The organism is Sorangium sp. So ce394 (genome assembly GCF_051474665.1).
Classification (GTDB): domain Bacteria; phylum Myxococcota_A; class Polyangia; order Polyangiales; family Polyangiaceae; genus Sorangium; species Sorangium cellulosum_D.
The window spans coordinates 7,645,884-7,671,873 of record NZ_CP150339.1; the positions used below are offsets into that span (position 1 = coordinate 7,645,884).

Below are 25,990 nucleotides of genomic sequence, written 5' to 3' on the forward strand. Positions count from 1 at the left end.
ATGGCGAAGCTACTGGACTTGATTGCCAAAATCGATCAGCTGAATCGGGAGGACGTAATCTTCGTAAAGCCGGAATGGCACCCCGACTCAGAAGCAAGCGCGTCTCGGCTTACCGAGGACTATCGCGTTCCCGAGGAGGTAAGAGCTCTCGGCTATGAGTACTTCCTAGAGGTCGATACCATCAATCAGATACTCGAAGAGTTCCGCAGCCGCCCAGACGCTTCGCTCAACGAAAAGTGCGAGCGAATCATCCATTACGCGACATACGACGCATAAACCCTTCCGTCGATACCGCCAACGCACTGGACAACGTAACCGTGGTCGAGACCCCGCTGGGACGACCGTCTGCCCAAACACAACCATGCACGAGCCGCCTATCGCACTTTGCGATCCTGAACAAGGAGAGAATCAGGAGCCTAAGCGGGCCCCTTCGACATTCGCAGAATGGCTTGACCGAATGCTCGACGCCGCGAGTCCAAGATGAGCGAAGACACAGCCCCTAGAGCACACTGCCACATGCTCGAGCTGGCGGCGTTCCTGCTGCTCACAGCCTGCGGCTCCGAAGTTCCACCGTCGGCGACGCCCACCGCCATCCGTCACCGGCAGAACATTAAAAAATGGCGATCCGCACAGGCGCTCTCCGACGCGTACGTCCCCGAGGTCCGGGCCGGGAACCTCGCCGCGCTCGGCAAGATCCGCCACGTCCCCTTCGCCCTCTACATCAACTCCATGCACGAGCGCATCCATCCCGTATACGAGGAGGAGCTGGCGGCTGCGCGCGAGGCGTACCCGCAGCTCCGCGGCGAGGCGGACATGGCCGTGCTGCTCGAGATCGCCGTGAACCAGGGGGATGGCCGCCTGGCCCGGCTGGGCGTCGCCAGATCCAGCGGCTCCGTCGCCTTCGACATGGTCGCGCTCGAGGCCGTGCGACGCGCGGCCCCCTTCGAGGCGCCGCCGCAGCTGCTCGTGTCCCCGGGCGGCAAGGTCTATCTCCACTGGATGTTTCACACCGATCCGCACCAGGCGTGCGCCCCCATCAACGCACGGCCGTTCATGCTCGCCAGCGCACCTGCGGCGGCCGCCGCCGGCCAGCAGCCCGTCCCCGACCACCTGACCGGCCAAGACCGCTCCGCTCCCATGGCAGGTGCCGCGCAACAAGGAGCTGCCCGCCCGCCTCCATCGACTCGTTTCAGGTGGGCCTGTCCGTTCCCCGACGAGGCAGACAAAAACGGCATCGACACGGCGAGCGTTGTCCTCCAGGCTTCCGTGGGAATTGACGGCTCCGCCAGCTCGGTAACGGTCCTGCACGATCCCGGGAACGGCTTTGGGCAGGCCGCAGCCGCGTGCGCCATGAGGAAGGATTACACTCCCGGAAAGGACCGATCTGGAGCACCGATCGTGGCCACGACGCCGCCGATCACCGTCCACTTCGTCAGAGGCGAGGCCACGACGGCCTCCATACCGGGTGCTGTGCAACTGGAAGCAGCGCGTTAGCCTCTATCGGGTAGCTCGGCGTGGGCGTGTCCTTATCCCGAGGAGGCAGACAAGAACGCCATCGACAGAGGCACCGCTGTCATCAAGGTGTACGTGGAGCCCGACGGATCCGCCCGCTGGGTGGCGGTCCTGCAAGACTCTGGGTACGGCTTCGGGGCCGCCGCAGCCCAGTTCGCCGTCACGAGACGTTACGTGCCGGCGAAAGGCAGATCCGGAGCGCCGTTCGGTGGCTAGACGCCGCCAATCACCGTGAGTTTCATCAGATAGCGGCCCTGACCAGAGACGAATCCCCCGCCTCTCGCACGGAGAGCCGGCGCCCAGCCGCGTCGTGCGGCGCCATGGCGAGCGGCCCAGCGGAGCCCCGCGCGCCACGGGCAGGCCAACCCTGGCTGGCATCGCCGCAGGGCCTCAGCCCCGCGCGTGCAGGATTCATCCAGTCCAGCTGTACGAGCAACCCTGCCCACGCCCGCGTGGGGGGACGCGCCAGAACTTGCAGCGCCGCGTGGGGGGACGCGCCAAAACTTGCAGCGCCGCGTGGGGGGACGCGCCAAAACTTGCAGCGCCGCGTGGGGGGACGCGCCAAAACCTGCAGCGCCGCGTGGGGGGGACCCGCCGCGCCTCGCTTCGCCTCATCTCGACGCGCAGCGCCCCGCCGGATACCTGCTGAGCGCTTGTCGATGCACACAGGCCGCGTTACTTCGGCCTCATGGCCAACTCCGCATTTCTCGCCCGCCGGCTCACGCCGAGCGGGTGTATCATTGCAGGAACCAAGCTCGCCGCTCACCGGGAGGCGTTGAAGTCGAAGAAGATCAAGCTGTCTGCCAAGGTCGACGCGGTGGTCCACTCCGTCATCGCGGCCACCGGGGCCATCGAGGCGCTCGGGAGCACCGACGCCACGATGACGGAGATCGACCGCGGCGCCGACCGGTGCATCGGCGCATTCAACAGTCAGCTCGATAGCGTCGAGCGCGCGTTCGATCACGACGGCATCCTGCCGCTCTCGGACAACGAGGCGGCGCGCCGCAGCGACGCCCTGCTCGTGCGCTCCGAGGTGCTGTCGTCGGGCATCGATTTCGTCCGGCTCGTCTACTCCCAGCAATGGGTGCGCATGAGCGCGATGATCAAGGCGCTCGAGCGCAAGGACGTGAAGGCGGCGGTGGAGCGGCTCGGGCTCTCGGCCGAGGCGGGCCGCCTGCGGCGCTGGACCGACCTGTACGGCCAGAAGCTCGGCGTCACCGAGGCGAAGAGCGCGGATCCGGCGATCAAGGCCGTGGAGGCGTGGCACGAGGCCTACGGCACGCTCATGGTCCACGTGCACGCCGAGTACGACGACGACAGGGACGAGACGCACGCGCTCCTCCGCGACCGGCTGCTCTCGCCGTACGAGGACGCGGCCGATGAAATGCGCCGCGCCGAGCAGCGCGCTCGCACGGCCAACGCCAAGAGAAAGGCGCAGGTAGAGCCCGACCCCGAGCCGATCTGAACGCGTTGCTTCCGGCTGACCCGGCCGATGTGCCAGGAGTCGGCCTCGGCCTACGACGACGCGCGCGCCTACCGGGGCGTGGGCATCGCCGGCCTCATCACGGGCGGCGCCGCGCTGGCCGCCACGCTCGGCTACATCGTTTATCCGCGCGGCCCGGCCGAGATCTCGGTGACCGCGAGGGGACTCACGCTGACCAGCGCCTTCTGATCGGATCTCTCGTTCGGCGGTGCGCCGATCGGACCGAGAGCCTCCGCGCCCGCGCGGCGTTCTGACGAAAACTTGCGTGACGCGCCCGGGTCGAGCGCGGCATACTGCGCGCCTGAGACGACCTGGCAGACGACACCCCGGCGGATTGGGGCCGCCTGGGTGTCAGCGCCGCAGCCTCGTGCCGGAGGACTGACGCATGGGTAGGCCCATCGCGCATTGCGCCGTAGCTTCCATCTTTCTCATCAGCTCAGCATCGTTCTTTGCCTGTGGTGAGGGCGCCTATCAGGGTGGAACCTGCGCGACCACGGACCATTGTCAGTCGGACGACCAGAACGTGCCGGGGACCGTCTGCCTCGACGGACACTGCGAGTGCGGCGAGCCGGGGAAGGTCATCTGCTGCGCGCGCGGCGAGGAGGAGCCGGACTGCTTCCTCGCGTGCCGCCGCTGCGACGAATGCGCGGAGAACACGGCGGAGTGCTCCGGGGTGCCCGTGCCGCCCGGGGGCTGCGAGAGCGACACTCAGTGCGCCGGCCCGCCCGATCCGCGCTGCGGCGTGGGGCGGTGCGTGGACGGCGCGTGCGAGGTGGAGATATGGCGAGGGCCGATCGCGTCGCAGCTCCGCGGCGACTGCAAGGAAGAGGAGTGCACGGCCGAAGGGCGCGTGGTCCGCGTGCCGGCCTATGACGTCTACGATGACGGCAACCAGTGCACCCTCGACATCTGCGAGGTCGACGAGCCGCGGCATCTCACGCTCGAGGATGTCACCTGTCCTTCCTCCGGCGCGGGGCGATGCCACGAAGGCGCGTGCGTGCAGTGCTTTGCTGAAGATCCCGCGCTGCAGTGTCCCTCCGGGTTGGTGTGCCGAGAGCGCGGGCGCCCTGGCGCGCGCCTCCGAGCGCCGCTCAGGTCGCCGCGTCGAGCGACCGCGAGAGCGCGCGCAGCAGCGCGGCCCCGTCCCCCTCGTACGCCCGCCCGTGCATGCAGGCGAGCACGCGGGGCGACGTGGCCGCGAGCTTCTCGAGGAGCCGGGGCGTGTCGGGGCCGTGCGCGTAGTAATCCATCGCCCGGCGCATGGCCTCGCTCGGCTCGAGGATGTCGTCGCGCGTGAGCGCCGGGTGGTCGGCGCCGGGCTGCGTGAAGAGATCGCCGCAGAGCAGCGTGGCGGTGGACTCCTCGAACAGGTAGCCGCACTCCCAGCCGTGCGGCAGGTGGGGCGCGTCGAGCCAGCGCACCCGGCGCCGGCCGAGCTCGAGGACCTCGCCGTCCTTGAGCGCCCGCGGCGCGCGGTCGAACATGTCCCCGTCGACCATCGCGGCGATCCGCCCGCACACCGGCTCCGCCTGCGGGGCGGCGTCGAGCAGCTCGTTCATGGCGCCGCACTCATCGGGTGCGCGGGCCAGCGCATCCGATGCGCCCCGGGTTTGTTCAGAGCGGAATCCACCGAGCGGTTTCGCGTCGCCAGGGTCCGCAAGGGCCGACCGAGCTCCCGTCTTCAGGTGCCAAGCGAAGCCGGACGCGCATCCAAGACCCCGCGTCGAGCAGAACGGAACGCGGTCCGTTGATCGTTGCCACCTTGCTATGATCACCGCATGGCACGTACCGCCCCCGTACCGAACATACCCGCGATCCCTGGGATGAACCCCGGCGTTTTCGTGATGGGCGGCGGCGGCGGCAGCGGCGGGGGGAATGGGAAAGGCGGCGGCGCCGGGAGGAACAGCGGCGGGGGCCAGGGATCGAACGGAGGGAACGGCGCGAACGGCGGGGGCAAGAATGCGGGCGCTTGCGGACCCGGAAGCGGCGGCGGCTGCCCGAATCCCGCGCACGGAGGGGGCGGAGGAACCCACGCCGGCGATCCCGTCGACCCCATCACGGGTCGCGTCTACACACTCCCAGTCGTCGACTTGGCGCTTGGGGGTCCGCTTCCGCTTGTCATCAGTCGCTCATACACGACGACGGCGGCTTGCTCGCCGAGACGACGTACTCCGACGGGAGGACGATCGCCTACGAGCGCGACGACGCCGGAAATCTCACCGTCGTCAGCGACGATGCGGGCATCGTGAGCGCCGTTCTACGCGACGCTCGAGGTCTCCCCGTCGAAGCCTCTCTACCAGACGGCGCCCTCACCTACATGCGCTACGATCAGCACGGAAACCGCACGGAGGTCCACGAGCCGGACGGCACCGCACGCCGGATCTACTATGATGATCTCGGGCGCCCGCTCGGCTACGTCGATACAACGGGCTCGGAGGTGCGCTACTTCCATGACGAGTGCGGCCGGCTCCGCTCCGTACGGCACCCGGGGGGCGGCGTCGTTCGATACGACTACGATGCGGACGGCAACCTCACCCGCATCGTCGACGCGGACGGCAGGGCCACGGAGCTCGTCTATGGTGGTTATCATCAGGTGATCCGCGTCGTCCGCCCCGACGGCGCGACGGTTCGATATGCATACGACCGGGAACAAGATCTCGTGCTCGTGATCAACGAGGCTGGACACGAGCACCGGATCGTGCGACAGGGCGAAGGCCGGATCGTGGCGGAGCACACGTTCGACGGCAGAGCCATCGCGTACCGCCACGATCCAATGGGGCGGACTGTCCGGATCGATCGCGGATGGAACGACAGGACGGACTTCGTCTACGACGCGCTCGGACGGCTGATCGAGCGACATCACTCGAGCGACGAGAACGAGGCCTACGAATACGACGAACCGGGTCGCATCGTCCGGGCCACCGCTGGCGACGTGGTCTCTGAGTTTCGTTACGACGTTCGAGGGAATCTCATCGAGCAGGCGACCCGGTTCGACGGACGTACCTTCAAGGTCAAGGCCGAGTACGACTCCCGCGGGCGCCGTACCGGCACCGCCGTGGAGGGGCTGCCGGGCTCGGCGGCCCGGCGCATCGAGGTGGCCCGCGACCAGCGCGGCTTCGTGTCGAAGGTCCTCGTCGACCGAGCGCCCGCCGTGGATTTCGTGTTCGATGCTGCCGGGCGCGAGGCTGCGAGGGTGCTGCCGAACGGCGGGGCCATCGAGTGGACCTACGACGGAGCGGGGACCGTGCAAGCGCTCTCGGTGCGCGGCGTCCCGCGCGCCGCGCGCTCACCCGCAGAGCCGCCCCTGGTCGACGGCGATCTCGGGAGCGGCCACGCGCTGCGTCAGAGCTTCCAGTGGTCGCTCGGGGGCTCGCTCGTCGCGCGGTTCGACGCCGAGCTCGGCACCGCCGAGTATGATTATGACACACGAGGTCGCCTCGCTCGAATCCGCGATCAACAAGGCACGGTCGAGAGCTATGGCTTCGGCGTCGCAGGAGAGCGCTATGATCTCGGCCGCCCGGATCCCCGGCGCGAGTACGCTCCGGGTGGACGGCTGGTTCGGGACGGCGACGCCGTTTACACGTACGATCATTGTGGGCGCCTGACCCGCCGCACCACGGGCGGGTCCGATTCTGCGGCGACATGGACCTACGCGTGGAGCGCCGCTGGCCTGCTGCAGCGCGCCAGCAGCGGCGACCTTCGCGTCGAGCTGACGCACGATGCCTTCGCCCGGCGCGTTGACAAACGTGCCTTTCGCGACGGCGCGCTCGTCGCGCGCACGCGCTATATCTGGGACGAGCGGCGCCTGCTCGGGTCGCTCGAGGAGTCGGAGCAGGGCACCATCATCCGCGAGTATCTCTACGTGGCGGATGCAAACGAGCCCATCGCTCAACGCGTATCGTCGCTCGAGAAAGAGGGGAGCTGGGAGTACTTCATCCCCGACGCGTTCGGGCTCGTTCCGCTCGGGGTCGCCTCCGCTGCCGGCCAGCTTCTCGGGCGATTCCGCTCGAACCAGCTCGGCGCGCTGTCCCCTACCGCCGGAGCCGAAACGGAGCTGCGGCTGCCCGGACAGATCTACGATCCAGAGCTAGGACTGGCTGACAACGGCTTCCGTATCTACGATCCGTCGACGGGATTGTTCCTGTCTCCCGAGCCGCTCGGCCTCGAAGCGAGCTTGCAGCCCTACGCGTACGCTGACAATGAGGTGCCCTGGGCGTACGATCCCGATGGCCTGGCGAGGATGCGCTCGCGAGCGACATCAAGCCAGGGAGGATCCATTGTTACCACCTCTGGCGCCAACGGCTCGGTCTCCGTGAATGATGGTCCCGCACGACCGCGTCGCCCGATGCACCCGGCCGTCGCGGCCGCCCTGCCGATCCGGGCGCGCGAGGAGCCGCTCGAAGTGGATCAATGCGCAGATCCATGGGCGTACAGCGAGCACCTTTGGGAATACGAGAACCGGACTGGTCAGGCCTGCGATCCAGCGACGCCGGAAGGTTCCCGCAACCTCCGCAGCGCTCTCCGGGAAATGAGCTCCTATGGGGCGACACAGTCCGATGAGAGGCGCTCCCCCTGCCCGAACTGCTCTCAGACGATCTCCCGGCTACACGCCCTGGCGGGCATGGGTCCACCGCGCGCGCAGGTGCAGAACGGCCGAGGATTGCCCGAGACGCCTCGAAACCACGGCACCCCGGCGAACATGATACCCGGAGCGCGCCGCGATGGCACGGTGGGCGCCTACGAGGGCATGGACGCGAACTCGCCTCTCGCGGCGGCTGGCCCGGCGGGCGCGCAGGCCAACCAGGCTCGGTATCGAGCAGCCGTCCAGGCGGCGCAGCAGGCGCCGCGGGGCAGCGGGCCGAGCGCACAGGACCAGGCTGCCCGCAGACGGAGGTGGGCAGGCGCCGATCCCAGTGCGTCGGTCCCGGACGCGGGGGTCTTTGGACACGACGACCAGGGCCGATGGCAGCGGCAGGACCAGAGCCCGAACGCACCGCCGAGGCAATCCTAGGAGCACAGGGCTGCGCCATGATCGATCCCACCATCGCATCCTATCTCCAGCGAGAGGCGCAGCGACGCCCCGTGGCCGATCCCGAGGGTGAGGCGAACCGCGATTCGACGGGGTTCGTGCGGGCGCTCCTCGAGGTGATGGGGGGGGCCGAGCTCCCCGTGCTCGCCGGCTACCGGCTCGGCTCATGCAGCATCTCAGGCTTCGAGGAGACCCCTGACCCGTGCGTCGCGGCGGCGGCCGGCGGAGTCCGCCTCCGGCCGACGAATCACGGCGTCGACGCGACCCACGCCGCGAAGACAGTACGCTTCGCGCCTTCCTTGGGCTCGGCGCTGGAGCGCCTCGTGCGGCGAGATCGCGCGGCCCGCGCCGCTTATCGGTTCCGCGTCCACGCCGCGGTCGGAGCCGAGCTCGCCGCGCTGCTCGGGTGCGACGCTTCGGCGGAATGGCATGGATATCACGAAGGAGCGCTGGCCATCGTCGATGAGGTGCTCCGCCATACCGACATCGACTGCTTGTGCACCGAAGCCGTGACGCGGCTGCTCGACGCGGCTGAGCAACGGCAGCTCCCGCTCACGCTGCGCGAAGACGTCGCCGCCCCGCCGTGCGACGAGCCCCCTGGGACGGCGCCGCGCGCCCTCGCGCTGGACCCGCGGGACGCCTTCGCGCGGCAGCGTCCTCGCGACGCGTGGGACGGTGAGGCGCTGCTCCGGCTCGAGCTGCGAGGAGATGCTGTCGTCGAAGCGAGGCTCGCGTTCGGAGAGGTCGTGGACGTGAGGGTCGCGAGCCGGGGAGAGGTCGGCTGGTCGACCTCGGTCGATCGCCAGCTCGGGAGCCCCCGCGTGCAGGCCTATCTGGCTCGCCGGCGGGTCTCGCGCGTCAAGCGCCTCGCACAGCCAGCCGAGCTCGAGGCTGAGCTCGACGCGCGTGGCCTCGCCGACTGGCGTGCGGTCGCCGCAGGCGTCGAGGCCGCTCTCGGCGGCGTCGTGGGCGCTGGACCGTGGGGCGGCGTCGAGGGCTTGTTCGTCGCGCCGCGGGTGCTGCTCGAGGCCAGCCGGCTCCGTCGAGGCGACCTGCCCGCCGCTCTCGCGCTGGAGCATCCCGTGCAGCGCCTCGCGGACACGGAGATCGAGGGCTTCTTGTGCGGCTGGCTCGACCGGTACAACCCCCTCTTCGTGGACCGTCGAGGCCACATGTACTCGGTGCATCAGGAAACCGGGGACGAAAGGCCGTGGGCATGCGCGCCTGCCTTGCTCCTCGAGAAGCTCGCGGTGTACGACGAGCTCGCGATGCGCTGCGAGAGCCCGGTGGTCGTGGACGCCGACATCGCCGTCGCGCTGAGCGATCAGCTCGGGGCCACGCGCGTGGCCGAGGCGAGCGATGAGGTGTCCGAGTTCTTCGTTGTGTCTGGGCTCGACGATCCAGCGCGACCGCTGCTGGCCGTGGAGCGGTGCGCCTATCCGCGGATCGAGCGAGCGCCCACGCGCGCGCTCCTCTGGGCAGGTACACCCGACGCGCTGCTCCTCGCGGCGCGCGCGGCGAGGGCGCTGGCCCCGGAGGCCGTGCTCGGCGCCGCAGGCTCGTACAGCCCGCTGAACGTGCTGTGGCGCGCAAGGCTCGACCCCGTGGGCGATCTCCCGATCGAGGAGTGACGCCTCGGCGTCAGCGCCTCGGCGCGCCGCTCAGATCGCCGTGTCGAGCGACCGCGAGAGCGCGCGCAGCAGCGCGGCCCCGTCCCCCTCGTACGCCCGGCCGTGCATGCAGGCGAGCACGCGGGGCGACGTGGCCGCGAGCTTCTCGAGGAGCCGGGGCGCGTCGGGGCCGTGCGCGTAGTAATCCATCGCCCGGCGCATGGCCTCGCTCGGCTCGAGGATGTCGTCGCGCGTGAGCGCCGGGTGGTCGGCGCCCGGCTGCGTGAAGAGATCGCCGCAGAGCAGCGTGGCGGTGGACTCCTCGAACAGGTAGCCGCACTCCCAGCCGTGCGGCAGGTGGGGCGCGTCGAGCCAGCGCACCCGGCGCCGGCCGAGCTCGAGGACCTCGCCGTCCTTGAGCGCCCGCGGCGCGCGGTCGAACATGTCCCCGTCGACCATCGCGGCGATCCGACCGCACACCGGCTCCGCCTGCGGGGCGGCGTCGAGCAGCTCGTTCATGGCGCCGCACTCGTCCGACTCGCAGTGGGAGAACGCCACGTAGCGCAGCCGCTCGACCGGCATCACCCGCGCGATCGCCGCGCGCACCGCCGGGAAGAGGCGGCGCGGGCCCGTGTGGAAGAGCAGCGGCGCGTCGTCGACCAGGAGATACTGGTTGAACGAGAACGCAGCTCTGCCCTCCCCCACCGGCGTGTGGAGCTGGTAAATGCCATCGGCCACCTCGGTGACCCGAGCCTCGCTCGGTGAGTCCGCCATCCGCTCCTCCTCTCGCGCGAGAGGCGCCGTTCCGCGCGCTCCCTCGTGAGCGGCCACCCTACCAGGGCGAGCCGCTCGCGAGAAGCGCCACGCCCGCGCCGCGCCGCTGCTGGAGGCGGCGCGCCGCGACGGCCGCGGTCAGTTCGTGAAGCGGAGGTTGTCCAGGTAGTAGGGCCCCGAGCCGGGGTTCACGGAGAGCTCGAGCGTGATCGACACGTCGCTCGGCGACGCGTTCAGCGCGGCCACGGTGGGCGCGGCGAGCGTGAACGTGAGGGGCGAGAACGCGTTCCTGGGGAGGGGGGTGAGGCCGGCCGACCCGACGAACTGGTTGTGGATGCCCTTGGACGGGATCGAGATCAGCGCGACAAGGGTTCCGACCCACGACGGATTGGGCTGGATGGCCGACGTGAAGAAGTCGAGGCGCAGCTTGTCGCCCACCGGCGCCGTCCCCGCCGTGCTGAACGGCGCGCTCTTGATCTGGCTCCACGCGTTCGGCGTCCCGACCCGGAGCGACCGGATCCCCTCGGTCACCCAGCCCGTGGCGAACGAGAGCGGCGCCTGCGACGACGTCCACAGGCCGGACCGCTCGAACCCGAGGACCGGATTGCCGAAGAGGAAGTCGCTCATGACCTGCTGGCGGAACGGGATGAACTCCTCGGCGAGCAGGTTCGAGATCTCGAAGCGCGTCCTGCCGGGCTCGCCGGGGATCTCCTCCGTCTGCTCGGAGGTGTGGGTGAAAATAAAGGTGTTGTCGGGGATCGGCGAGGAGAGGCCGACGTCGTTGTTCGCGCCGCTGCCCTGGCTCTTGACCAGGTGGCACCCGGAGCAGGAGATGGACTGGGCGCGCGCGAGGAGCTGGTCGGGCGAGAGCGGGCTGCCCACGGCGGTGAGCTTCTGCTGGATGGCGGTCCTGAACGCCGAGGGTCCGCTGCCGACGGCGTTCCGGTAGTTGTTCTGCTCGGTGATCAGGAGGGCCTCCCCGGCGCCGAAGGAGGCCGGCACGAGCGTCGGATAGTCGAACCGGTTGATGTCGCCCGACGAGGCGAGCGCCGCCACCGCGTTGTCGACGAACCACGACTGGAAGCTCGCCGCGCGAGGATCGGTCGAGGCGGGGTCGAAGAGCAGCGCGGACGGGTTGTCGTCGACGTGCTGCGGCACCACGAGCAGCTGGCAAGCGCTGCCGGCGCAGTCGCGCGAGAGCTTGAACTCCCGGAGCGCCCAGTCATCCTGCGCGAAGGGGGGAGGTCGCAGGAAGTCGTTGACGCGGATCTGCCCGCCGCCTGCGCTGAACCGGTCGATGTGGATGACGGGCGAGAACCCGGGGAGGCCGTCGAAATAGAAGTCCAGCAGCGCGGCCGTCCGGTCCTCGACGCTCTTCGCCGGATCCGACAGGCCGTGCCAGAACTCGACGACGGGGCGGCAGCCCTCGCGGCCGAGGCTGGGGGTCGGGTTGGGCAGCCTGGACTCGAAGATGATGAAGCTGCGCATTCCGCCGTTCAGCTGGATGTGCCCTCCCCGCCGCGCGAACACGATGCGGTGCTCGCCGCAATCGGACCCCAGCGGGTCCGCGAGATCGAAGCGGTTCACGAGCGTCGTGGCCATGTAGAGCGACTCTTCCGGCAGCCCCGCGAACGGGTCGGTGTCCGCCTCTTGGCCGACGGCCCGGCTGCAGATCACCGGGAAGCCGTTGATGGACCCGTCGAAGCTCTCGGTGAAGATGCCCTCCGTCGGCGGAGGAGGGTTGGAGAGCACGACATCGTCGCAGTGCGGGCCGAGGGCGAGCCCCTCGCCGGCCTTCCGGTACGTGTCGAACATCTGACGAAACACCTGCAGCGGCGTGAGGCCCGGGACGTCGGCCTGGTCGACGAGCTGCTGCAGCACGTCCTTCAACGTGAACGCAGACACGATGTCGGTGTCCGTGACGACGAGGGACTTGCGGGGCTCGATCGGGAAGGTGAGCGCCTGAGCGTCGGCGCCGACGGCCTCGGCGACGCCGTCCGGCTCGCCCTCCATCGGATCACCCGCCGCGCAGGAGACCGTGGGGAGCGCGAGCGCAAAGAGCGCGGCGCGGCGCGCCCACCGCCGCGTCGTGGCGGCGGGAGACTCGCTTCGAGAGCGCAACGTCGGGCTGGAGCAAGATGGGCCGGGAACCATGAAACCTCCTGAAAACCATCGAGACGAAGGCTCGATGCGTCGGCCTCATCAGCCGACAGAGCGTGGATGGCGCCACGGCTTTCCGCCCTTCGAGAAATTGTTGAGCTCGCAAGATTTGCGCGCCTCAGGTCGACGCGGCCCGGACCGGTCCGGGGCGAGCGACGAGAGGCGCCGCGGCCGGTGGCGAGGCTCGTCCCGAGCAGCGCGCCTACGACACTTCCACACGATACCCAAGTGCAGTGATCGGACGGCCGCGCGGCGCACCTCGGCGGACCGTTGACGCGGGAGGGAGCCATGCCCTCCAATGCAGGGATGACCTCGCTTCATCGAGCTCTCGCGCTCGTCGCCCTGCCCGCCGCGACTGCCGCGCTGAGCGCGGGGTGCAGCTTTCCCGATGTCGTCTTCACCGAGCCGGCGGGCTCGAGCTCCGGCGGCGCGGGCGCCGCCCCGTCGTCGGACGCGGCGGGCGGCGGCGGGGGCGCGGCGGGCGGCGGCGGGGGCGCGGCGGGCGGCGGGGGCGCGGCGGCCTCCGGCGGCGGCGGTGGGGGAGAGGCGGCCTCGGGCTCCGGCGGGCGCGGCGAGGCGACGTCGGGCTCCGGCGGGAGCGGCGGCGGGATGGTCGACTGCGACGCGGACGGCGACGGCTATCCGTCGATCGCGTGCGAGGGCGGCACCGACTGCAACGACAAGCACGCGCAGGTCCACCCCGACCAGCCCAACACGTTCTATGACACCCCCATCCGCCCCGGAGGCGGCTTCGATTATGACTGCAGCGGCCGGGAGGAGCCGCAGATCCCCGCGATCCGCTGCGAGAGCCCCGGGCCCTGCCGGGACGAATCCAACGTGTACCTGGTGGAGGAGGTCAAGTGCGGGGATCCAGGCCCGGTCGGCAGCTGCAACCTCCTCTGCCAGCAAGACGTCATGTACGCCGGGCTCAAGAGAGCCTGTCACTGATCGAGCACGCGGCGCGCGTCGGCTCGCCTGCCCGGTGGCTCGCCGATCCGCCGCTGGCGAGCGCGGCCCGGAGCCGCCGCGCGTCGGGCACGGAGCGGCCCGCGCGCGACGGGCTCAACCTCCGGCCTGCCCGCTCGCCCCCCATCGCTCGATCGGCGCGTGCGCGATGATCGTCAGCTCGTTCCCCTCGATCGTGTAGTCCATGTCGAGCCCGCCCTCGGCCCGGACGCGCGCGAGGCCGAGGCCCGAGATCCCGTCGATCATCGCCGTCTCCGTGATGAGATCGTCGTAATGCTTCACCGGGTCGCTCGCGGTCTTCAGCGCCACGAGCCGCCGCTCGACCTCGCGCAGGCTCTCGGGAGACGCCTCGTTCCGCGCGCGGATCTTCATGACGTGCGAGCGCTCGTCCTCCTCCAGCGCGAGCTCGAGGGTGACGCGAGGCCCGGTGGAGTACTTCGTGATGTTCTCCGCGAGCTCGTGCGCGGCCATGTAGAACCGCGAGCTCACATTCGCGTCGTCCAGCACCTGGCCGCAGAAGCTGGACACCAGCCGCAAGACCGCCGTGGCCAGCCGCTCGTTCGGAAAGAACGTCACGCAGAGGAACAAAGAAGCGCTCTGCGCCTGCTTGGGTGATGACACGGCCCGTGATTCTAGAGGCTCTCCCGGGCGAATCCAACCATGACTTCCGCGGCGGCGCCCGTTCCCGCGCGGCCCCCGTGTGCCCTCGACGTCCCCCTCACCATTCCTCCAGGTGTGTCCGCGCCACCCCGACAGGGCCCCCGGTGCGCCTCGCGCGCACCACGTCGCCGCCGCGCGAACACATCGTCAGCGGCGACCGCACAGGCAGGTGACGTGCAGCCTGAAAGTACCGTAATGCGCCGCACAGCGAGGGCTGTGTATCATCGCTTGTTCTGCAAGGCAGGCGGGCTCGTGCACGGCTCGTCCCTGCACCGCGCGCGAGGCCCGAACGCGAGCCCGAAGTTTCTGCCTGGGTCGTCCACACGAGGCGCGACATCGTCGTGGTGAGTCGCTAGCATCGCTCCCGGGCATCACCGATGTCGCGGATCGGCTGCATCGTCTCGACGCGTGCTTGTCGCGGACGAACCGAGGAAAGCTGACGTGAAACCTCAACAGAACCTCTGGAAGCTCGCGTGTGCGGCGCTCGCCGCGCTGTCCATGGCGTGGATCGCAGGCTGCGATCAGGGGGGCGGAGGCGCGGTCAGCGGCGACGGCAAGAGCAGCCCGGACACGGCCAATGTCGTCAAGCTCGCGTTCGTGACGATCGGATCCAGCGAGTTCTGGAAGATCGCGATCGCCGGCGTCAAGAAGTACGAGCAGGAGGCCAAGATTCAAGTCGACGTCAAGATGCCGCAGAACAGCACCGTCGACAACGCGGCCCAGCGCCTCAAGGGCATCCAGGACGCGGTCACGAGGTAGCGCGACCCCGGCGGCGCGAGCGGCGGCCCCGCCGCCCTCGAGCCCCCTCCCGCACATGACGTTCGCCCCCGCTCCGCTCCCCCTCCCCGACCCTCCCCCGCTGCTCGCGATGCGCGGGATCGTCAAGCGCTTCCCGGGCGTCACCGCGCTCGCCGGCGTCTCCCTCACCCTGCGCGCCGGCGAGGTGCTCGCGGTCGTCGGGGAGAACGGCGCGGGCAAGAGCACGCTCATGAAGATCCTCGGCGGGGCGTTCGCCCCCGACGAGGGGCAGATCGCCATCGACGGCGCGCCCGTCGCGCTGCGCGGGGTGCGCGACGGGAGGCGCCTCGGCGTAGCGCTGATCCATCAGGAGCTGATGCTCGCGCCGAACCTCGACATCGCCGCGAACATCTTCCTCGGCAACGAGGGGTCGAGCGGCCTCTTGGCCCCGCTCCGGCGCGACGCGCTCTGCGCGGGGGCGGCGGCGCTGATGAGGCGCGTCGGCCTCTCGCTGCCGCCGACGACGCCCGTCTCGGCGCTCACCGCGGGGCAGATGCAGATGGTCGAGATCGCCAAGGCGCTCTCGGTGAACGCGCGCATCATCCTCATGGACGAGCCGACGTCATCGCTCGCCGCGGCCGAGTCGCGGGAGCTCTTCGCGATCGTCGAGAAGCTCCGCGCCGAGGGGATCGGCATCCTCTACATCTCCCACCGCATGGACGACGTGCTGCGCCTCGCCGACCGCATCGCCGTGCTGCGCGACGGCAGGCACGTCGGCGACGTCCCGCGGGCCGAGGCGACGCACGACAGGATCGTCGCGATGATGGTCGGGCGGGAGCTCAGCGGCCGCTACTTCCCGGAGAAGCGCGAGCGCCCGCCGCGCGAGCCCGCGCTCGAGGTGCGCGAGCTGCTCGTGCCCGGCGCCCCCGCGGGCGTGAGCTTCACCGCGCTCCGCGGGGAGATCCTCGGGTTCGCGGGGCTGGTCGGCTCGGGGCGCACCGAGCTGATGCAGGCGATCTTCGGGGCGACCCGGGCGCTCGGCGGCGCGATGACGCTCGCGGGAGCGCCCTACCTGCCGCGCTCCACGCGCGACGCCATCGACCGCGGCGTGTGCCTCGCGCCCGAGGACCGCAAGCGGCGCGGGCTCGTGCTCCCGATGACCCTCGTCGAGAACACGTCGCTGCCGAGCCTCGCCCGCTTCAGCCGCTTCGGGTGGCTCCGCCGCGACGCCGAGCGCCGCGCCGCGCGGGACGAGGTGGGCCGGCTCCGCATCAAGGCGAAGGGGCTCGATCAGCGGGCGGTGAACCTCTCCGGCGGCAACCAGCAGAAGGTCGTCCTCGGAAAATGGCTGTCGATGCGCCCGCGCGTGCTCATCCTGGACGAGCCGACGCGCGGCATCGACGTGGGCACCAAGGCCGAGATCTACCGGCACATGGCCGCGCTGGTCGACGAGGGGATGACCCTCTTGATGGTCAGCTCCGACATGGAGGAGATCCTCGGCATGAGCGATCGCGTCGTCGTCATGCACGAGCGGCGGATCACGGGCGTGCTCCCGCGCGAGGGGCTGACCCAGGAGCGCATCGCCGCGCTGATGACGGGGAGCGCGGGCGCCGCGGGAGGCGAGGAGACCGAATGAAGCGTGAGCTGGGCATGGGCCTCGTGCTCGTCCTGATGTGCGCGGGGCTCTGGATCTCGAACCCCGATTTCCTCGGGCAGTCCAACGTCGTCAACACCACCCGGCAGATCTCGATGCTCGGCATCTTCGCCATGGGCATGGGGCTCGTCATCATCACCGGCGGCATCGACCTGTCGATCGGCTCGGTCATCGGCCTCACGGGCGTCCTGCTCGCCAAGCTCTCGTCGTCCGGGATGGGGTGCCTGGGCTACCCGCTCTGGGTCGGCGTGCCGGTCGCGCTCTCCGCCGCCGTGCTGGTGGGGCTCGCGCAGGGGCTCCTCGTCACGCGGCTCAAGCTGCAGCCGTTCGTCGTCACGCTCGGCGGCATGCTGCTCGTCCGCGGCGTGTCGCAGTCCGTGGCCGAGGGCGGCACGCTGAGCTTCGGCGACTCGCCGTTCCTCCGCCTCGCGAACGGCGGGCTCCTGCGCGTCGGCGGCGACGCGCTGATCCCCTACCCGCTCGTCATCTTCCTCGCCGTCCTCGCGGCCGGCGCCTACGTCCTGCACTTCACCGTGCTCGGCCGCTACATGGTCGCGATCGGCGGCAACCGCGAGGCCGCCGAGTACTCCGGCATCGACGTGAGCCGGGTCGAGGTCCTCACCTACGTGATCTCGTCGGCGACGGGCGGCATCGCCGGCGTCTGCTACGCGTCCTACATCGGCCAGATGTCCCAGCAGGTCGGCATGGGCTACGAGCTCTACGCGATCGCCGCGGTGGTGCTCGGCGGCTGCTCCCTGCGCGGCGGCGAGGGCAGCGCGCTCGGGATCCTCATCGGCTCGGCCATCATGCGGGTCATCGACAACGGCATCAACATGTTCCAGATCCGCTACAGCGACGACGGCGTCCGGCGCATCTGGCGCCTCGACCCGAACTGGACGTTCATCATCATCGGCGCCGTCATCCTGGTCGCGGTCGTCTTCGACCAGGCGGTGCACCTCGTCCAGGAGCAGCGGCGCGCGCGGCGCGCGGCGCGCGACGCTGACGAGAGCGCCGCGCCGCCGCGCCCGTTCGAGGCGCCCCCCACCGCGGGCGCCGGATAGCCGCGCCTCGCCGCGCGGCGGCGCCTCCGTCCGCGCCGGGCTACGGCGACACGGCCACGCCGAAGCGCTCCTCGCTCATCCCGCCCGCGCCCTTCAGGGAGGCCTGCGCCGCGTCGCCGAGGCTGCCGCCGAGATAGACGAGCACCTCCCTGCCGCCGCCGAAGGCCACGACCACGTCCCCGAGCCCATCGCGGTTGAAGTCGCCGGCGCGCGAGATCTTCGTCTCCGCCGTGCCCCCGAACCGCGGGTTCATCGCGGCGTCGGGCTCCGTGTCGGGGCGCTCGCCGCCGCGGAACACGTACGCCTTGCCGCCGAGGCCGACCTCCGGCGCGCCCACCAGCATCTCCGCGAAGCCGTCCCCGTCGAGGTCGCCGCTCGACGACACCGTCTGACCGAACCGATCGGACGCCGCCTCGCCGTGGAGCTCCAGGTCGGCGGTCGTGTCGAACGCCTCCCCTGGCCCGCCGAGGAACAGGAAGGCCGCGCTGTTCATCGGGTCTCCCACGAGGAGATCGGCGAAGCCGTCCCCGTCGACGTCGCCCGCGCCCACCGCGCGACCGAGCTCGCCCTCGCCCACGAGGAGGCCGTCTGGCACCGTGTCGAGCGCGCCGGCCGAGGCGAGATAGACATAGACGCGCTGGCTGCCAGGCGCCCCGACGGCGATGTCCGAAAAGCCATCTCCGTTGAAGTCCGCCGAGGCGACCGAGGCGCCGAACTCGCTCGCGTTCTGCACCCCCGTGAACATCGCGTCAGCGCCCGTGTCGAGGGCCTCGGGGCCGCCCAGGTACACATACGCGCTGCCGGGCTCGATGTGATCGGGGCCGCCTCCCGGCGCGCCGATCACGAGATCTGCGTAGCCGTCTCCGTTGATGTCCCCGGAGGCCAGGGCGTGGCCGAACCTGCGCTCATCGCCCGGCAAGCTCCCCGACATGTCCGGCTCCAGGGTCCACGTCGCCGGCTCGGACGAGCTCCCGAGGATCACGCGGACCATCCCCTTGCTGTCTGCGTACGTCGTGGCTGCGACCACGGCGTCGGCGAAGCCATCGCCGTTCACGTCCGCGGTCGCCACGGCGCCGCCGAAGCCCGCCGCCTCGATGGCGCCGCCGGTCCTCGGGTTCACCCCGGCCAGGACTCCATCCTGCGCCGGATCGACGCTGTCGCCCGCGCCGCCCAGGAAGACGTAGGCGGCCCCGCAAGGGATGTACTCCGGGATCGCGTAGTGGAGCGCGCCCACGAGGATGTCGTCGAAGGCGTCGCCGTTGAGATCGTGATGGCCCCGTCCCACGTTGATCCATCGGACCGCGGACGGCTCGGAGCAGGCGCCGGCCGAGCACGCGCGGACCCGCCAGTAGACCCGGCTGCCCACCGGAGGCTCCGCCGAGCCCTCCAGATCGGCGGCCGGCCGCCAGCGTGTCGCCGCCGTCGTCTCGCTCGCGAGGAGGGCGGAGAACGAGGGATCTTCGCCGAGCTCGATGGTGTACTCGACGCTTTCCCCCGCGGGCGACGCCGACGGCTCCCAGACGAACGTGGGCCTCCGGGTGTCGGGCACGAGCATCGAGCCGACCGGGCCATCCTGGACCGGCAGCCGCGGGACCGGCGTCGACGGCGCGAGCCGCCCTCCGTCGCCCCCGCCGCCGCCGCCGGCGGCGCTCGTCGCGCTGCCGCTGCCGCCGCCGCCGGCGCTGGTCGCGCTGGCGCCGCCGCCCGGACCGGGGTCTCGGGTCACGTCCTCGATCCCGAGGAGATCGGCGCACCCGAGGAAGAGGGTCGCGAGCGCGATGCCCAGGGGAAAAGAGCTCCGCATCCCCGCGAGGGTACGCGAGCGGCGAGAGGCGACAAGGAGAACTGACGCCCTGCGCGCGCGGCGCGCCGACGTCGATCGTCGACGCGCGAACGTCACGACTATCGTCGCCGCCCGCGAGGAGCGGCTCATGAGAAGGACATATCGTATCTTGCTCGCGCTTCAGGTCTCCGCCCTGGGCGCGGGTTGCGGCGACGGGACCGGCGGGAACGGCGCGGAGCCCGTGACGATGCCGTGCTATCCGCCGGATCGCGCGGTGGCCGACGGCGGCATGGAGGCCCTCCTCGGCGGCGCGGCGCGCGGCGACTGAGGGGCGCGCCCCGCGCGGGCGGCGCTCAGGGCGCCTGGCAGGAGACGCGGTGGATCGGCGCCTCGTCCCCTTCGCCGATCGTCACGTAGTCCCACCCGCCGGGCAGCCACGCGATCGCCTCCCCCTGATCCTCGTCGGCCGCCGGCATGTCGCACGGCGGGCCGGTCAGCGCCTGCGCGACCGTCTGGTCGGGCGCCATCGGATAGAAGAAGACGTGCGAGTAGGTGCGGAGCAGCACGCCGGCGCCGTCGGCGCGCACGTCGCCGCCCGTGAACGACCGGCTCCCGACCGGCGCGGCGATCGAGCCCGCGCCGACGAGCGTCGCCGTCTGGCCGGCGGCGGGCCGCGTCGAGAGCTCGTAGATCCCGGCGCTGTCCTTCTTCTTCTTCTTCACCTTCGTCACCACGGTGATCGCCCCGGTGACCGGGTGAACCAGCAGCGTCTCCGCGTTGTGGCTCCCGTCGGGGTACGCGAGCGAGATCACCTCCGCCGCCACCGCGCGCCGAGCGCCGCCGAGCGCCGCCGGCTCCCTCACCTCGTAGAGCGCGTAGCGGTCGCGCTCCCGGTCGTTGTCGCCGATGTCCCCGAACAAGAGGCAGCTCCCCCCGCCCCCGCCGCACGGGCCCCGCGCCGCGCCCTCCCAGTCGACCCCGCGCGCGCCCGCCACCTCGATCTCGCCCCGCGGCGCGCCGTCAAGCCCGATCGCAAAGAAACGCGGGCGGTCGCCGGAATCGTTGTGGAGGTACAGCGTCCCCGGGTGCACCGCACCGGCGACCACACCGGAGCACTCGTCGGCATCGCCGCGCGGCAGCGCGCCGATCCGCGCGGCCCCGCCGCAGCGGGGGCAGCCCGAGGTCCGCACCGCCGCCGCCGCCGCCCTCGCCGGCCCCGGCCCCGAGCCCCGGCAGCCCGCGGCGAGCAGCGCCGCCGCGAGCCCGAGCCGCGAAAGCCACCGCGCTGTAGCTTTGCGACTCGAATGCAACGCGCGGGGATACCGGGGAGATATCGAGAGCTTGCGCAGGATTCCGCTTGCGGCATTCGGCGGCGGTTGTGTCATTATCGCGGGGATACCGTAACAAATCCGCGACGCACGCAGCGGCGCGACGCAACCCACCCGGGCGCCTAGCCCCTGACCCCTGACGATCGAGGAGACCGTCATCCTGGACGTCATCGAACGCTACGAGTTCAAGTACCTGGTGCCGGAGCGGCTCGTCCCGGCGATCCGGGCCACGGCGCGGTCCGTCGGCCGGGCGGACAAGTACGCGAACGAGGACGGCTCGTACCGCATCCGCTCGCTCTACTTTGACACGCGCGGGCACGATCTCTACTGGGCCAACGCCCGGGAGCAGCGGGACCGCTTCAAGGTGCGGGCGCGCACCTACCCCGGCAAGAAGAGCCCCGTGTTCCTCGAGGTGAAGCGCCGCGTCCAGGATGTCATCGTCAAGTCGCGCGCCTGCGTGCCCGCGGACGAGTGGCGGGAGCTCGTCGAGCGCGGCAACCCCGCCGCGCTGGAGCGGCTCCCGCCGGGCGTGCGCAAGGGCGCCGAGAAGTTCATCGGCGCGGTCCACCGCCACGATCTCCGGCCCACGATGCTCGTCGACTACGAGCGCGAGGCGTACGAGAGCACGCTCGACAAGTACGCGCGCGTCACGTTCGACCGGAGGGTCGTCTGCCAGCGCAAGGAGGCGCTGGATCTCGAGGCGTCCGATCGCGGGTGGCGCCCCGTCGACCACCCGGTCCAGACGAACACGCACGAGCCCGTCTGCGTCCTCGAGCTCAAGTTCGAGCGCAGGCCGCCCGCGTGGATGGTGGCGCTCGTGCGGCGCCTCGAGCTCGTCCGGCGCTCGTTCTCCAAGTACTGCTACAGCGTCAACGCACAGCTGATGCTGCCCGACGCGCGCTCGGCCCGGATCGAGGGAGGGCCGCGGCTATGACGGAGTGGCTGTCGATGCTCTCGCACGGCGAGGCCGTCGAGTGGCGCAAGGCGCTCATCTCCCTCCTCGTCGCCTTCGGGCTCACGCAGGGCATCGCCGGCGTCTACATGCTCACGTTCCGCGGCCTCTCGTACTCGCGGACCGTCGTCCAGAGCATGGCGCTCGGCAGCATCATCACGTGCACGCTGATGCTCGCCGTCGGCAACAACATCGCCGCCGGCATCGGGATCGCGGGCGGCGTCACCGCCATCCGGTTCCGCACCACGATGCGCGATCCGCGCGACGTCGTGTTCGTCTTCGCCTCGCTCGCCATCGGCATGGCGAGCGGCGCGCAGGCCTACGGCGCGGCGATCGCGGGGGCGGCGATGTTCGCGGGCGCGACGCTCATGCTCCACGTCACCGGCTACGGGTCGCGCCGGCAGCCCGACGGGCTGCTCCGGTTCGTCGCGCCGGCCGGACAGCCCGGCGCGGAGCTCGCCGGCGCGATCGCGGGCATCCTCCGCGAGCACTGCGGCTCCTTCTCGCTCGTCACCCTGCGCGAGGCGGCGCAGGGCACCGTCATGGAGCACGCTTACCAGATCAGCGTGCGCCACCCGGAGCTCCGGGCGCGCCTCGTGACGAGCCTTCAAGCGCTCCCCGGAGTCGAGGACGTGAGTCTGATGCTCCAGGAGCCGACGCTGGACCTCTAGCCATGCATCTCTGGCGAATCCGATCCGCGCTCTCCTCCGCGACCCCCGCGCTCACGATGCTGGGCACGCTCGGCCTCGCGGCGTGGCTGAGCCGCTCCTCGAGCCCGAGCGACGGCATCCTCGCCTTCGCGCAGGCCGACACCGAGATGGTGGCCACGGTCGAGGTCGGGCGGGTGGCCTCGATCGAGGTCGACGTCGGCGACGTGGTGGCGCCGGGTCAGGTGCTCGTCGCGCTCGACAGCGGCGCGATCGACGCGGAGCTCGCGGTGGCGCGCGCCGAGGAGGCGCGCCTCCGGGCGATGATCCCCGCGGAGCACGCGCGGATCGATCAGGAGCTCGAGGCGAGCGTCGAGCAGCTGAAGCTCGAGCTCGCGCGCGAGCTCGAGGAGCAGCGCCGCGCGCGCGCCGAGGGCGAGGTGCTCGCCAGCGAGGTCTCCCGGGTGAAGCAGCTCATCGAGGACAAGCAGGCGAGCCACGACGCCCTGGGGTCGCTCGACGTGCAGCGCGCGGGCGTCGAGGCGATCGCGACCGAGAAGCCCCGCACCATCCAGCTCCTGCGCGCGCAGATCGCGGCGGCCGAGGAGCGCCGGAAGAGGCTCCTCCAGCAGGCGGGCCCGGAGACGGCGAAGATCGAGGCGGACCTCGCGGTGACGCGGCGGGAAATCGAGCAGCTCGAGGCGCAGCGCGCCCAGCACACGCTGCGCGCGGCGCACGGCGGGCGCGTCTCCGCGGTGCGCAAGCGGCCGGGCGACGTCGCCGTGGCGGGCGACCCGATCGTCGAGATCTCCAGCGCGCCCGGGCGGGTCATCGCCTGCGTCCCGGAGCGCGCGGCGCTCCACGTCGAGGCGGGCGACGTCGCGACGATCTGGGCGCGCGGCCAGGACGGCGCGCCGCTCACGGGCCGGGCCGTCACGGTCGGGCCGGTGGTGGGCCAGCTGCCGCTCCGCTGCTGGACGGACCTGAACGTGCCGGTGTGGGGCCGCGAGGTGACGATCGCGCTGGATCACCCGGTCGAGCTGCTCGCCGGCCAGGCGTTCGACGTCGCCTTCACGCGCGGGGCGTCCCCGCCCCCCGCGCCGCCGGCCCCCGGCGCGCCGGTCGTCGCCGCGGCGCAGGGCGCGCCCGCGGCGGCGCCGCCGGCCGGGGCCGCCGACGCGATCCGCATGACGGTGCCGGCGGCGTTGCGGCAGCGGTCGCGCTTCGAGCCGTCCGGCATCCTGCCCCGGCCCACGGAGGGGCGGTACCTCCTCGTCAGCGACGACACGGGCCACAAGGACGCGGAGGACGAGGGCGTGCCCTGGCTGTTCGCGATGTCGGCGGCCGGCGCCGTCGATCCGGAGCCGGTGCCGGTGCTCGGCGTCAAGGAGCTCGCGGACATCGAGTCGATTACCGCCGGCGACGGGGGCGACGTGTACCTGCTCTCGTCGCAGGGCTACAGCGCGAAGGGCAAGCGCAAGAAGGCGCGCACCGCGCTGCTCCGGCTGAAGCAGGATGGCCGCGGCTTCCGCGTCGACGCCGAGGCCTACCTCGCGGAGCTGCTCGACGCGGCGGGCCCCGCGGCCCTCGCGGAGCTCGGGCTCCCGGGCGGCACGCGCCCGCTCGAGATCGAGGGCATGGCCTACCGGGACGGCGCGCTCTACTTCGGGCTGAAGTCGCCGCTCGACGCCGAGGGCAACGCGCTCATCTGGAGGCTCGGCGCGCCCCGCGCGCTCCTCGAGGGGCGGCGGCTCGAGGGCGCCGGCCTCTCGCTGTGGGCGCGCGCGCGCGTCGACGTCGAGCTCAACGGCGCGCCCACGCCGGGGGGGATCTCCGATCTGTGCTTCCTCCCGGACGGCTCGCTGGCGATCGCCTCGACCCCGTCGACCGCCGACGGCGCCGCGGGGTCGCTCTTCCACGTGCTGCGCCCCGAGGGCGGCGTCCTCTCGCCGAGCCTCGTGCGGCGCTTCCCCGGCCAGAAGCCGGAGGGCATCTCGCTCGCGCTGTCCCCCGGCAAGCTGATCGTCGTGTTCGACGCCGGCGCCGAGGCGCCCTCCTTCCTCGAGCTGCCGTGGCAGGGCTGAGCCCGCGCCGCGGCGCCGCCGTCGCCCCGAGGGCTCTCCACGGAATCCGTCAGGCATGAAGATCGCTGAGGTTTTCTCCGTTCGTCGCCGCCGCTCCTCCTCCTCCGCCGCCTCCGCCTTCCCGCGCGCGAGGTCGCCGGTCTGGCCGTCGATCGCGTGCCTCTCGCTCGCGGCCTGCGCGGCGCCCGCGCAGCTCGAGGGGTCGGAGCGCGCGATCGCGCTCTACCGCGAGGCGCGCGCGGCAGAGGCGCAGGCAGAGCCGCGCGGGGGCGCGGGCCTCGGGGCGGGGCGCCGCGCCGCGCCGCGCGAGCTCAGCGCGGACGAGGCGGTGGCCATGGCCAAGGAGCGGAGCGCGACGCTCGCGATGATGCGCGCGCGCGAGGCCACGGCCCGGGCGCGCGTCGACGCCGACGCGGCGGGCACCTACCGGAACCCGGAGATCCGCGTCTCGCAGCTCCGGCTCGATCAGGTGCTCGATCACGAGCCGCGCCTCGCGGCGGGGGTCCGCATCCGCCCTCCCCGGCCCGGCGAGGCCGGGGCGGCCGCGGACGTCGCGCGCGCGGACGTCGACGTGGCGCGCGCGGAGACCCGCGTCTCCGAGCTCGAGCTCGAGGCCGAGGTCCGCTGGCTGTTCGACGACGTGCTGCTGCTCGACGCCGAGATCGAGGCGCTCGAGGCGGTCGCCGCGACGCGCCGCCGCCTCGCGGACCAGGAGCGGGCCCGGGTCAGCGCGGCGCAGGGGACCGCGGTCGACGAGGCGATGGCGGCGCTGTCGGCCGCGGTGGCCGAGGAGGACGGCGCCGCGCCGCGCGCGCGCCGCGAGGTCGCGCGCGCGGCGCTGCTCGAGCGCGTCGGGGTCGACCCCGCCGCGCCGGTGCGCCTCGTGGGCGAGCCGGTCGCGTCCGCGCCGCTCGTCGCCCTCGCGTCCGAGGAGGCGCTGATCGAGGCCGCGCTGAGGAACCGCCCGGAGATCGCGCTCGCGGCCGCCGAGATCGACGGCGCCGGCGCGGAGGGCGCGCTGGCGCGCGCGACGCGCTGGCCGTGGCTCTCGTTCATCGAGTTCGGCTACGAGTTCTCGCCGGCCACGCGCGACCCGCTGGGCTGGACCCTCGAGGCCGGGCTCGAGCTGCCGCTCTTCGACACGCGCTCGAGCGAGATCGCCGCCGCGGACGCCGGCGCGATCGCGGCGCAGCGCACGCTCGCCGCCGAGGTCCAGCGGGTCGCGCGCGAGGTGCGCGATCGGCTCCGGGAGGCGCGCGCGGCGGGGGCGCTCGTCGAGGAGTTCCGGGCGCGCGCGCTCCCCGCCGTCGAGCGCGCCGGGATCGAGGTCGCGCGCGCCCTCGAGAGCCGCCAGATCGACGCGGTGCGCGCGCTCAGCCTGGAGGAGCGGCGCGCCGCCGCGCAGGTCAAGCTCCTGAAGCTCGTGCGCGAGTACCGGACGGCGCTCGCCGAGCTGCGCGTCGTCGTCGGCGGCCCGCTCGACGGGCGCGCGCCGGCGGCCCGGCGCTGAGCCCAGGGCCCCGGCCTTCCTGTTCAGAGGGCCGCGCGC

At 71.8% G+C, this 25,990-nt stretch carries 22 protein-coding genes and 2 pseudogenes; 17 read left to right on the forward strand and 7 right to left on the reverse strand.

The window, feature by feature from the left end:
- From WMF33_RS27805 to WMF33_RS27825, 5 genes and pseudogenes are all read left to right on the forward strand, one after another.
- Positions 1 to 276 (forward strand): DUF7716 domain-containing protein, encoded by a 276-nt coding sequence (locus WMF33_RS27805; protein WP_437331460.1) that lies wholly within the window; start codon positions 1 to 3, stop codon positions 274 to 276.
- Positions 277 to 516: 240 nt separating this feature from the next.
- Positions 517 to 1,494: a TonB family protein gene (locus WMF33_RS27810; RefSeq protein ID WP_437331461.1), complete on the forward strand. Its 978-nt coding sequence runs from the start codon at positions 517 to 519 to the stop codon at positions 1,492 to 1,494.
- Between the two features lie 42 nt (positions 1,495 to 1,536).
- Positions 1,537 to 1,728: pseudogene (locus WMF33_RS27815) on the forward strand (energy transducer TonB); the annotation flags it as partial.
- Between the two features lie 472 nt (positions 1,729 to 2,200).
- Complete coding sequence (locus tag WMF33_RS27820) at positions 2,201 to 2,977, forward strand: phosphoenolpyruvate--protein phosphotransferase (RefSeq protein ID WP_437331462.1); 777 nt, start codon at positions 2,201 to 2,203, stop codon at positions 2,975 to 2,977.
- 27 nt (positions 2,978 to 3,004) lie between these two features.
- A complete protein-coding gene (locus WMF33_RS27825) occupies positions 3,005 to 3,184 on the forward strand; it encodes a hypothetical protein (RefSeq protein WP_437331463.1) in 180 nt (59 codons plus the stop codon).
- Between the two features lie 315 nt (positions 3,185 to 3,499).
- On the opposite strand, the gene WMF33_RS27830 is transcribed toward WMF33_RS27825, so the two are convergent.
- Both WMF33_RS27830 and WMF33_RS27835 read right to left on the reverse strand, forming a co-directional pair.
- Entirely contained in the window at positions 3,500 to 3,703 is a 204-nt protein-coding gene (locus tag WMF33_RS27830) for a hypothetical protein (RefSeq protein ID WP_437331464.1), read from the reverse strand.
- Positions 3,704 to 4,086: 383 nt separating this feature from the next.
- Positions 4,087 to 4,569 (reverse strand): annotated as a pseudogene (locus WMF33_RS27835) (MBL fold metallo-hydrolase); the annotation flags it as partial.
- Between the two features lie 270 nt (positions 4,570 to 4,839).
- Between WMF33_RS27835 and WMF33_RS27840 the strand changes: the two are divergent.
- The 3 genes from WMF33_RS27840 to WMF33_RS27850 are packed head-to-tail and all read left to right on the forward strand — an operon-like array spanning position 4,840 to position 9,655.
- A complete protein-coding gene (locus WMF33_RS27840; RefSeq protein ID WP_437339523.1) occupies positions 4,840 to 5,244 on the forward strand; it encodes a DUF6531 domain-containing protein in 405 nt (134 codons plus the stop codon).
- Positions 5,145 to 8,006 carry an RHS repeat-associated core domain-containing protein gene (locus WMF33_RS27845; protein ID WP_437331465.1) on the forward strand — a complete coding sequence of 954 codons (2,862 nt, stop codon included), beginning with the start codon at positions 5,145 to 5,147 and terminating at the stop codon, positions 8,004 to 8,006. The genes WMF33_RS27840 and WMF33_RS27845 overlap by 100 nt, the downstream gene beginning before the upstream one ends.
- A 17-nt stretch (positions 8,007 to 8,023) precedes the next feature.
- Positions 8,024 to 9,655, forward strand: coding sequence for a hypothetical protein (locus WMF33_RS27850; protein WP_437331466.1), 1,632 nt, complete (start codon positions 8,024 to 8,026; stop codon positions 9,653 to 9,655).
- Positions 9,656 to 9,685: 30 nt separating this feature from the next.
- Here the strand turns inward: WMF33_RS27850 and WMF33_RS27855 are convergent, their stop codons facing one another.
- On the reverse strand, positions 9,686 to 10,408 hold the full coding sequence (locus tag WMF33_RS27855) for an MBL fold metallo-hydrolase (protein ID WP_437331467.1): 723 nt from the start codon (positions 10,406 to 10,408) through the stop codon (positions 9,686 to 9,688).
- Positions 10,409 to 10,546: 138 nt separating this feature from the next.
- Complete coding sequence (locus WMF33_RS27860) at positions 10,547 to 12,421, reverse strand: hypothetical protein (protein WP_437331468.1); 1,875 nt, start codon at positions 12,419 to 12,421, stop codon at positions 10,547 to 10,549.
- Positions 12,422 to 12,856: 435 nt separating this feature from the next.
- Between WMF33_RS27860 and WMF33_RS27865 the strand changes: the two genes are divergently transcribed.
- Positions 12,857 to 13,516 carry a hypothetical protein gene (locus WMF33_RS27865; RefSeq protein ID WP_437331469.1) on the forward strand — a complete coding sequence of 220 codons (660 nt, stop codon included), beginning with the start codon at positions 12,857 to 12,859 and terminating at the stop codon, positions 13,514 to 13,516.
- 114 nt (positions 13,517 to 13,630) lie between these two features.
- On the opposite strand, the gene WMF33_RS27870 is transcribed toward WMF33_RS27865, so the two are convergent.
- Positions 13,631 to 14,155 carry a hypothetical protein gene (locus WMF33_RS27870; protein ID WP_437331470.1) on the reverse strand — a complete coding sequence of 175 codons (525 nt, stop codon included), beginning with the start codon at positions 14,153 to 14,155 and terminating at the stop codon, positions 13,631 to 13,633.
- A 480-nt stretch (positions 14,156 to 14,635) separates the two neighbouring features.
- On the opposite strand from WMF33_RS27870, the gene WMF33_RS27875 reads away from it, so the two are divergent.
- The 3 genes from WMF33_RS27875 to WMF33_RS27885 are packed head-to-tail and all read left to right on the forward strand — an operon-like array spanning position 14,636 to position 17,647.
- Complete coding sequence (locus WMF33_RS27875; RefSeq protein WP_437331471.1) at positions 14,636 to 14,953, forward strand: hypothetical protein; 318 nt, start codon at positions 14,636 to 14,638, stop codon at positions 14,951 to 14,953.
- A 55-nt stretch (positions 14,954 to 15,008) separates the two neighbouring features.
- The gene (locus tag WMF33_RS27880) at positions 15,009 to 16,568 is read left to right on the forward strand and encodes a sugar ABC transporter ATP-binding protein (protein ID WP_437331472.1); all 1,560 of its coding nucleotides are present in this window, start codon (positions 15,009 to 15,011) and stop codon (positions 16,566 to 16,568) included.
- A complete protein-coding gene (locus WMF33_RS27885; protein WP_437331473.1) occupies positions 16,565 to 17,647 on the forward strand; it encodes an ABC transporter permease in 1,083 nt (360 codons plus the stop codon). Before WMF33_RS27880 ends, WMF33_RS27885 begins: the two co-directional genes overlap by 4 nt.
- 40 nt (positions 17,648 to 17,687) lie before the next feature.
- Here the strand turns inward: WMF33_RS27885 and WMF33_RS27890 are convergent, their stop codons facing one another.
- Positions 17,688 to 19,451, reverse strand: a complete 1,764-nt coding sequence (locus WMF33_RS27890; RefSeq protein ID WP_437331474.1) for an FG-GAP-like repeat-containing protein — start codon at positions 19,449 to 19,451, stop codon at positions 17,688 to 17,690.
- A gap of 127 nt (positions 19,452 to 19,578) precedes the next feature.
- Here WMF33_RS27890 and WMF33_RS27895 point away from each other — a divergent pair, with 127 nt between their 5' ends.
- Entirely contained in the window at positions 19,579 to 19,758 is a 180-nt protein-coding gene (locus tag WMF33_RS27895; protein WP_437331475.1) for a hypothetical protein, read from the forward strand.
- A 25-nt stretch (positions 19,759 to 19,783) separates the two neighbouring features.
- Here the strand turns inward: WMF33_RS27895 and WMF33_RS27900 are convergent, their stop codons facing one another.
- Positions 19,784 to 20,740, reverse strand: coding sequence for a hypothetical protein (locus WMF33_RS27900; protein ID WP_437331476.1), 957 nt, complete (start codon positions 20,738 to 20,740; stop codon positions 19,784 to 19,786).
- Between the two features lie 187 nt (positions 20,741 to 20,927).
- On the opposite strand from WMF33_RS27900, the gene WMF33_RS27905 reads away from it, so the two are divergent.
- From WMF33_RS27905 to WMF33_RS27920, 4 genes are read left to right on the forward strand one after another with little or no spacing between them, the layout of a single operon-like run.
- Complete coding sequence (locus WMF33_RS27905; RefSeq protein ID WP_437339524.1) at positions 20,928 to 21,692, forward strand: polyphosphate polymerase domain-containing protein; 765 nt, start codon at positions 20,928 to 20,930, stop codon at positions 21,690 to 21,692.
- Positions 21,689 to 22,381 carry a DUF4956 domain-containing protein gene (locus tag WMF33_RS27910; RefSeq protein WP_437331477.1) on the forward strand — a complete coding sequence of 231 codons (693 nt, stop codon included), beginning with the start codon at positions 21,689 to 21,691 and terminating at the stop codon, positions 22,379 to 22,381. The genes WMF33_RS27905 and WMF33_RS27910 overlap by 4 nt, the downstream gene beginning before the upstream one ends.
- Positions 22,382 to 22,383: 2 nt before the next feature.
- Positions 22,384 to 24,441, forward strand: a complete 2,058-nt coding sequence (locus WMF33_RS27915) for an HlyD family secretion protein (protein ID WP_437331478.1) — start codon at positions 22,384 to 22,386, stop codon at positions 24,439 to 24,441.
- Between the two features lie 55 nt (positions 24,442 to 24,496).
- Positions 24,497 to 25,951 (forward strand): TolC family protein, encoded by a 1,455-nt coding sequence (locus WMF33_RS27920; protein ID WP_437331479.1) that lies wholly within the window; start codon positions 24,497 to 24,499, stop codon positions 25,949 to 25,951.
- Positions 25,952 to 25,990 lie beyond the last annotated feature (39 nt).

Bases quoted from the DNA above. Each gene is read 5' to 3' on its own strand.
- WMF33_RS27805 (WP_437331460.1), top strand. From the start codon at position 1: ATGGCGAAGCTACTGGACTTGATTGCCAAAATCGATCAGCTGAATCGG.
- WMF33_RS27810 (WP_437331461.1), top strand. From the start codon at position 517: ATGCTCGAGCTGGCGGCGTTCCTGCTGCTCACAGCCTGCGGCTCCGAA.
- WMF33_RS27820 (WP_437331462.1), top strand. From the start codon at position 2,201: ATGGCCAACTCCGCATTTCTCGCCCGCCGGCTCACGCCGAGCGGGTGT.
- WMF33_RS27825 (WP_437331463.1), top strand. From the start codon at position 3,005: ATGTGCCAGGAGTCGGCCTCGGCCTACGACGACGCGCGCGCCTACCGG.
- WMF33_RS27840 (WP_437339523.1), top strand. From the start codon at position 4,840: ATGGGCGGCGGCGGCGGCAGCGGCGGGGGGAATGGGAAAGGCGGCGGC.
- WMF33_RS27850 (WP_437331466.1), top strand. From the start codon at position 8,024: ATGATCGATCCCACCATCGCATCCTATCTCCAGCGAGAGGCGCAGCGA.
- WMF33_RS27855 (WP_437331467.1), bottom strand. From the start codon at position 10,408: ATGGCGGACTCACCGAGCGAGGCTCGGGTCACCGAGGTGGCCGATGGC.
- WMF33_RS27860 (WP_437331468.1), bottom strand. From the start codon at position 12,421: ATGGAGGGCGAGCCGGACGGCGTCGCCGAGGCCGTCGGCGCCGACGCT.
- WMF33_RS27865 (WP_437331469.1), top strand. From the start codon at position 12,857: ATGCCCTCCAATGCAGGGATGACCTCGCTTCATCGAGCTCTCGCGCTC.
- WMF33_RS27880 (WP_437331472.1), top strand. From the start codon at position 15,009: ATGACGTTCGCCCCCGCTCCGCTCCCCCTCCCCGACCCTCCCCCGCTG.
- WMF33_RS27885 (WP_437331473.1), top strand. From the start codon at position 16,565: ATGAAGCGTGAGCTGGGCATGGGCCTCGTGCTCGTCCTGATGTGCGCG.
- WMF33_RS27890 (WP_437331474.1), bottom strand. From the start codon at position 19,451: ATGCGGAGCTCTTTTCCCCTGGGCATCGCGCTCGCGACCCTCTTCCTC.
- WMF33_RS27895 (WP_437331475.1), top strand. From the start codon at position 19,579: ATGAGAAGGACATATCGTATCTTGCTCGCGCTTCAGGTCTCCGCCCTG.
- WMF33_RS27910 (WP_437331477.1), top strand. From the start codon at position 21,689: ATGACGGAGTGGCTGTCGATGCTCTCGCACGGCGAGGCCGTCGAGTGG.
- WMF33_RS27915 (WP_437331478.1), top strand. From the start codon at position 22,384: ATGCATCTCTGGCGAATCCGATCCGCGCTCTCCTCCGCGACCCCCGCG.
- WMF33_RS27920 (WP_437331479.1), top strand. From the start codon at position 24,497: ATGAAGATCGCTGAGGTTTTCTCCGTTCGTCGCCGCCGCTCCTCCTCC.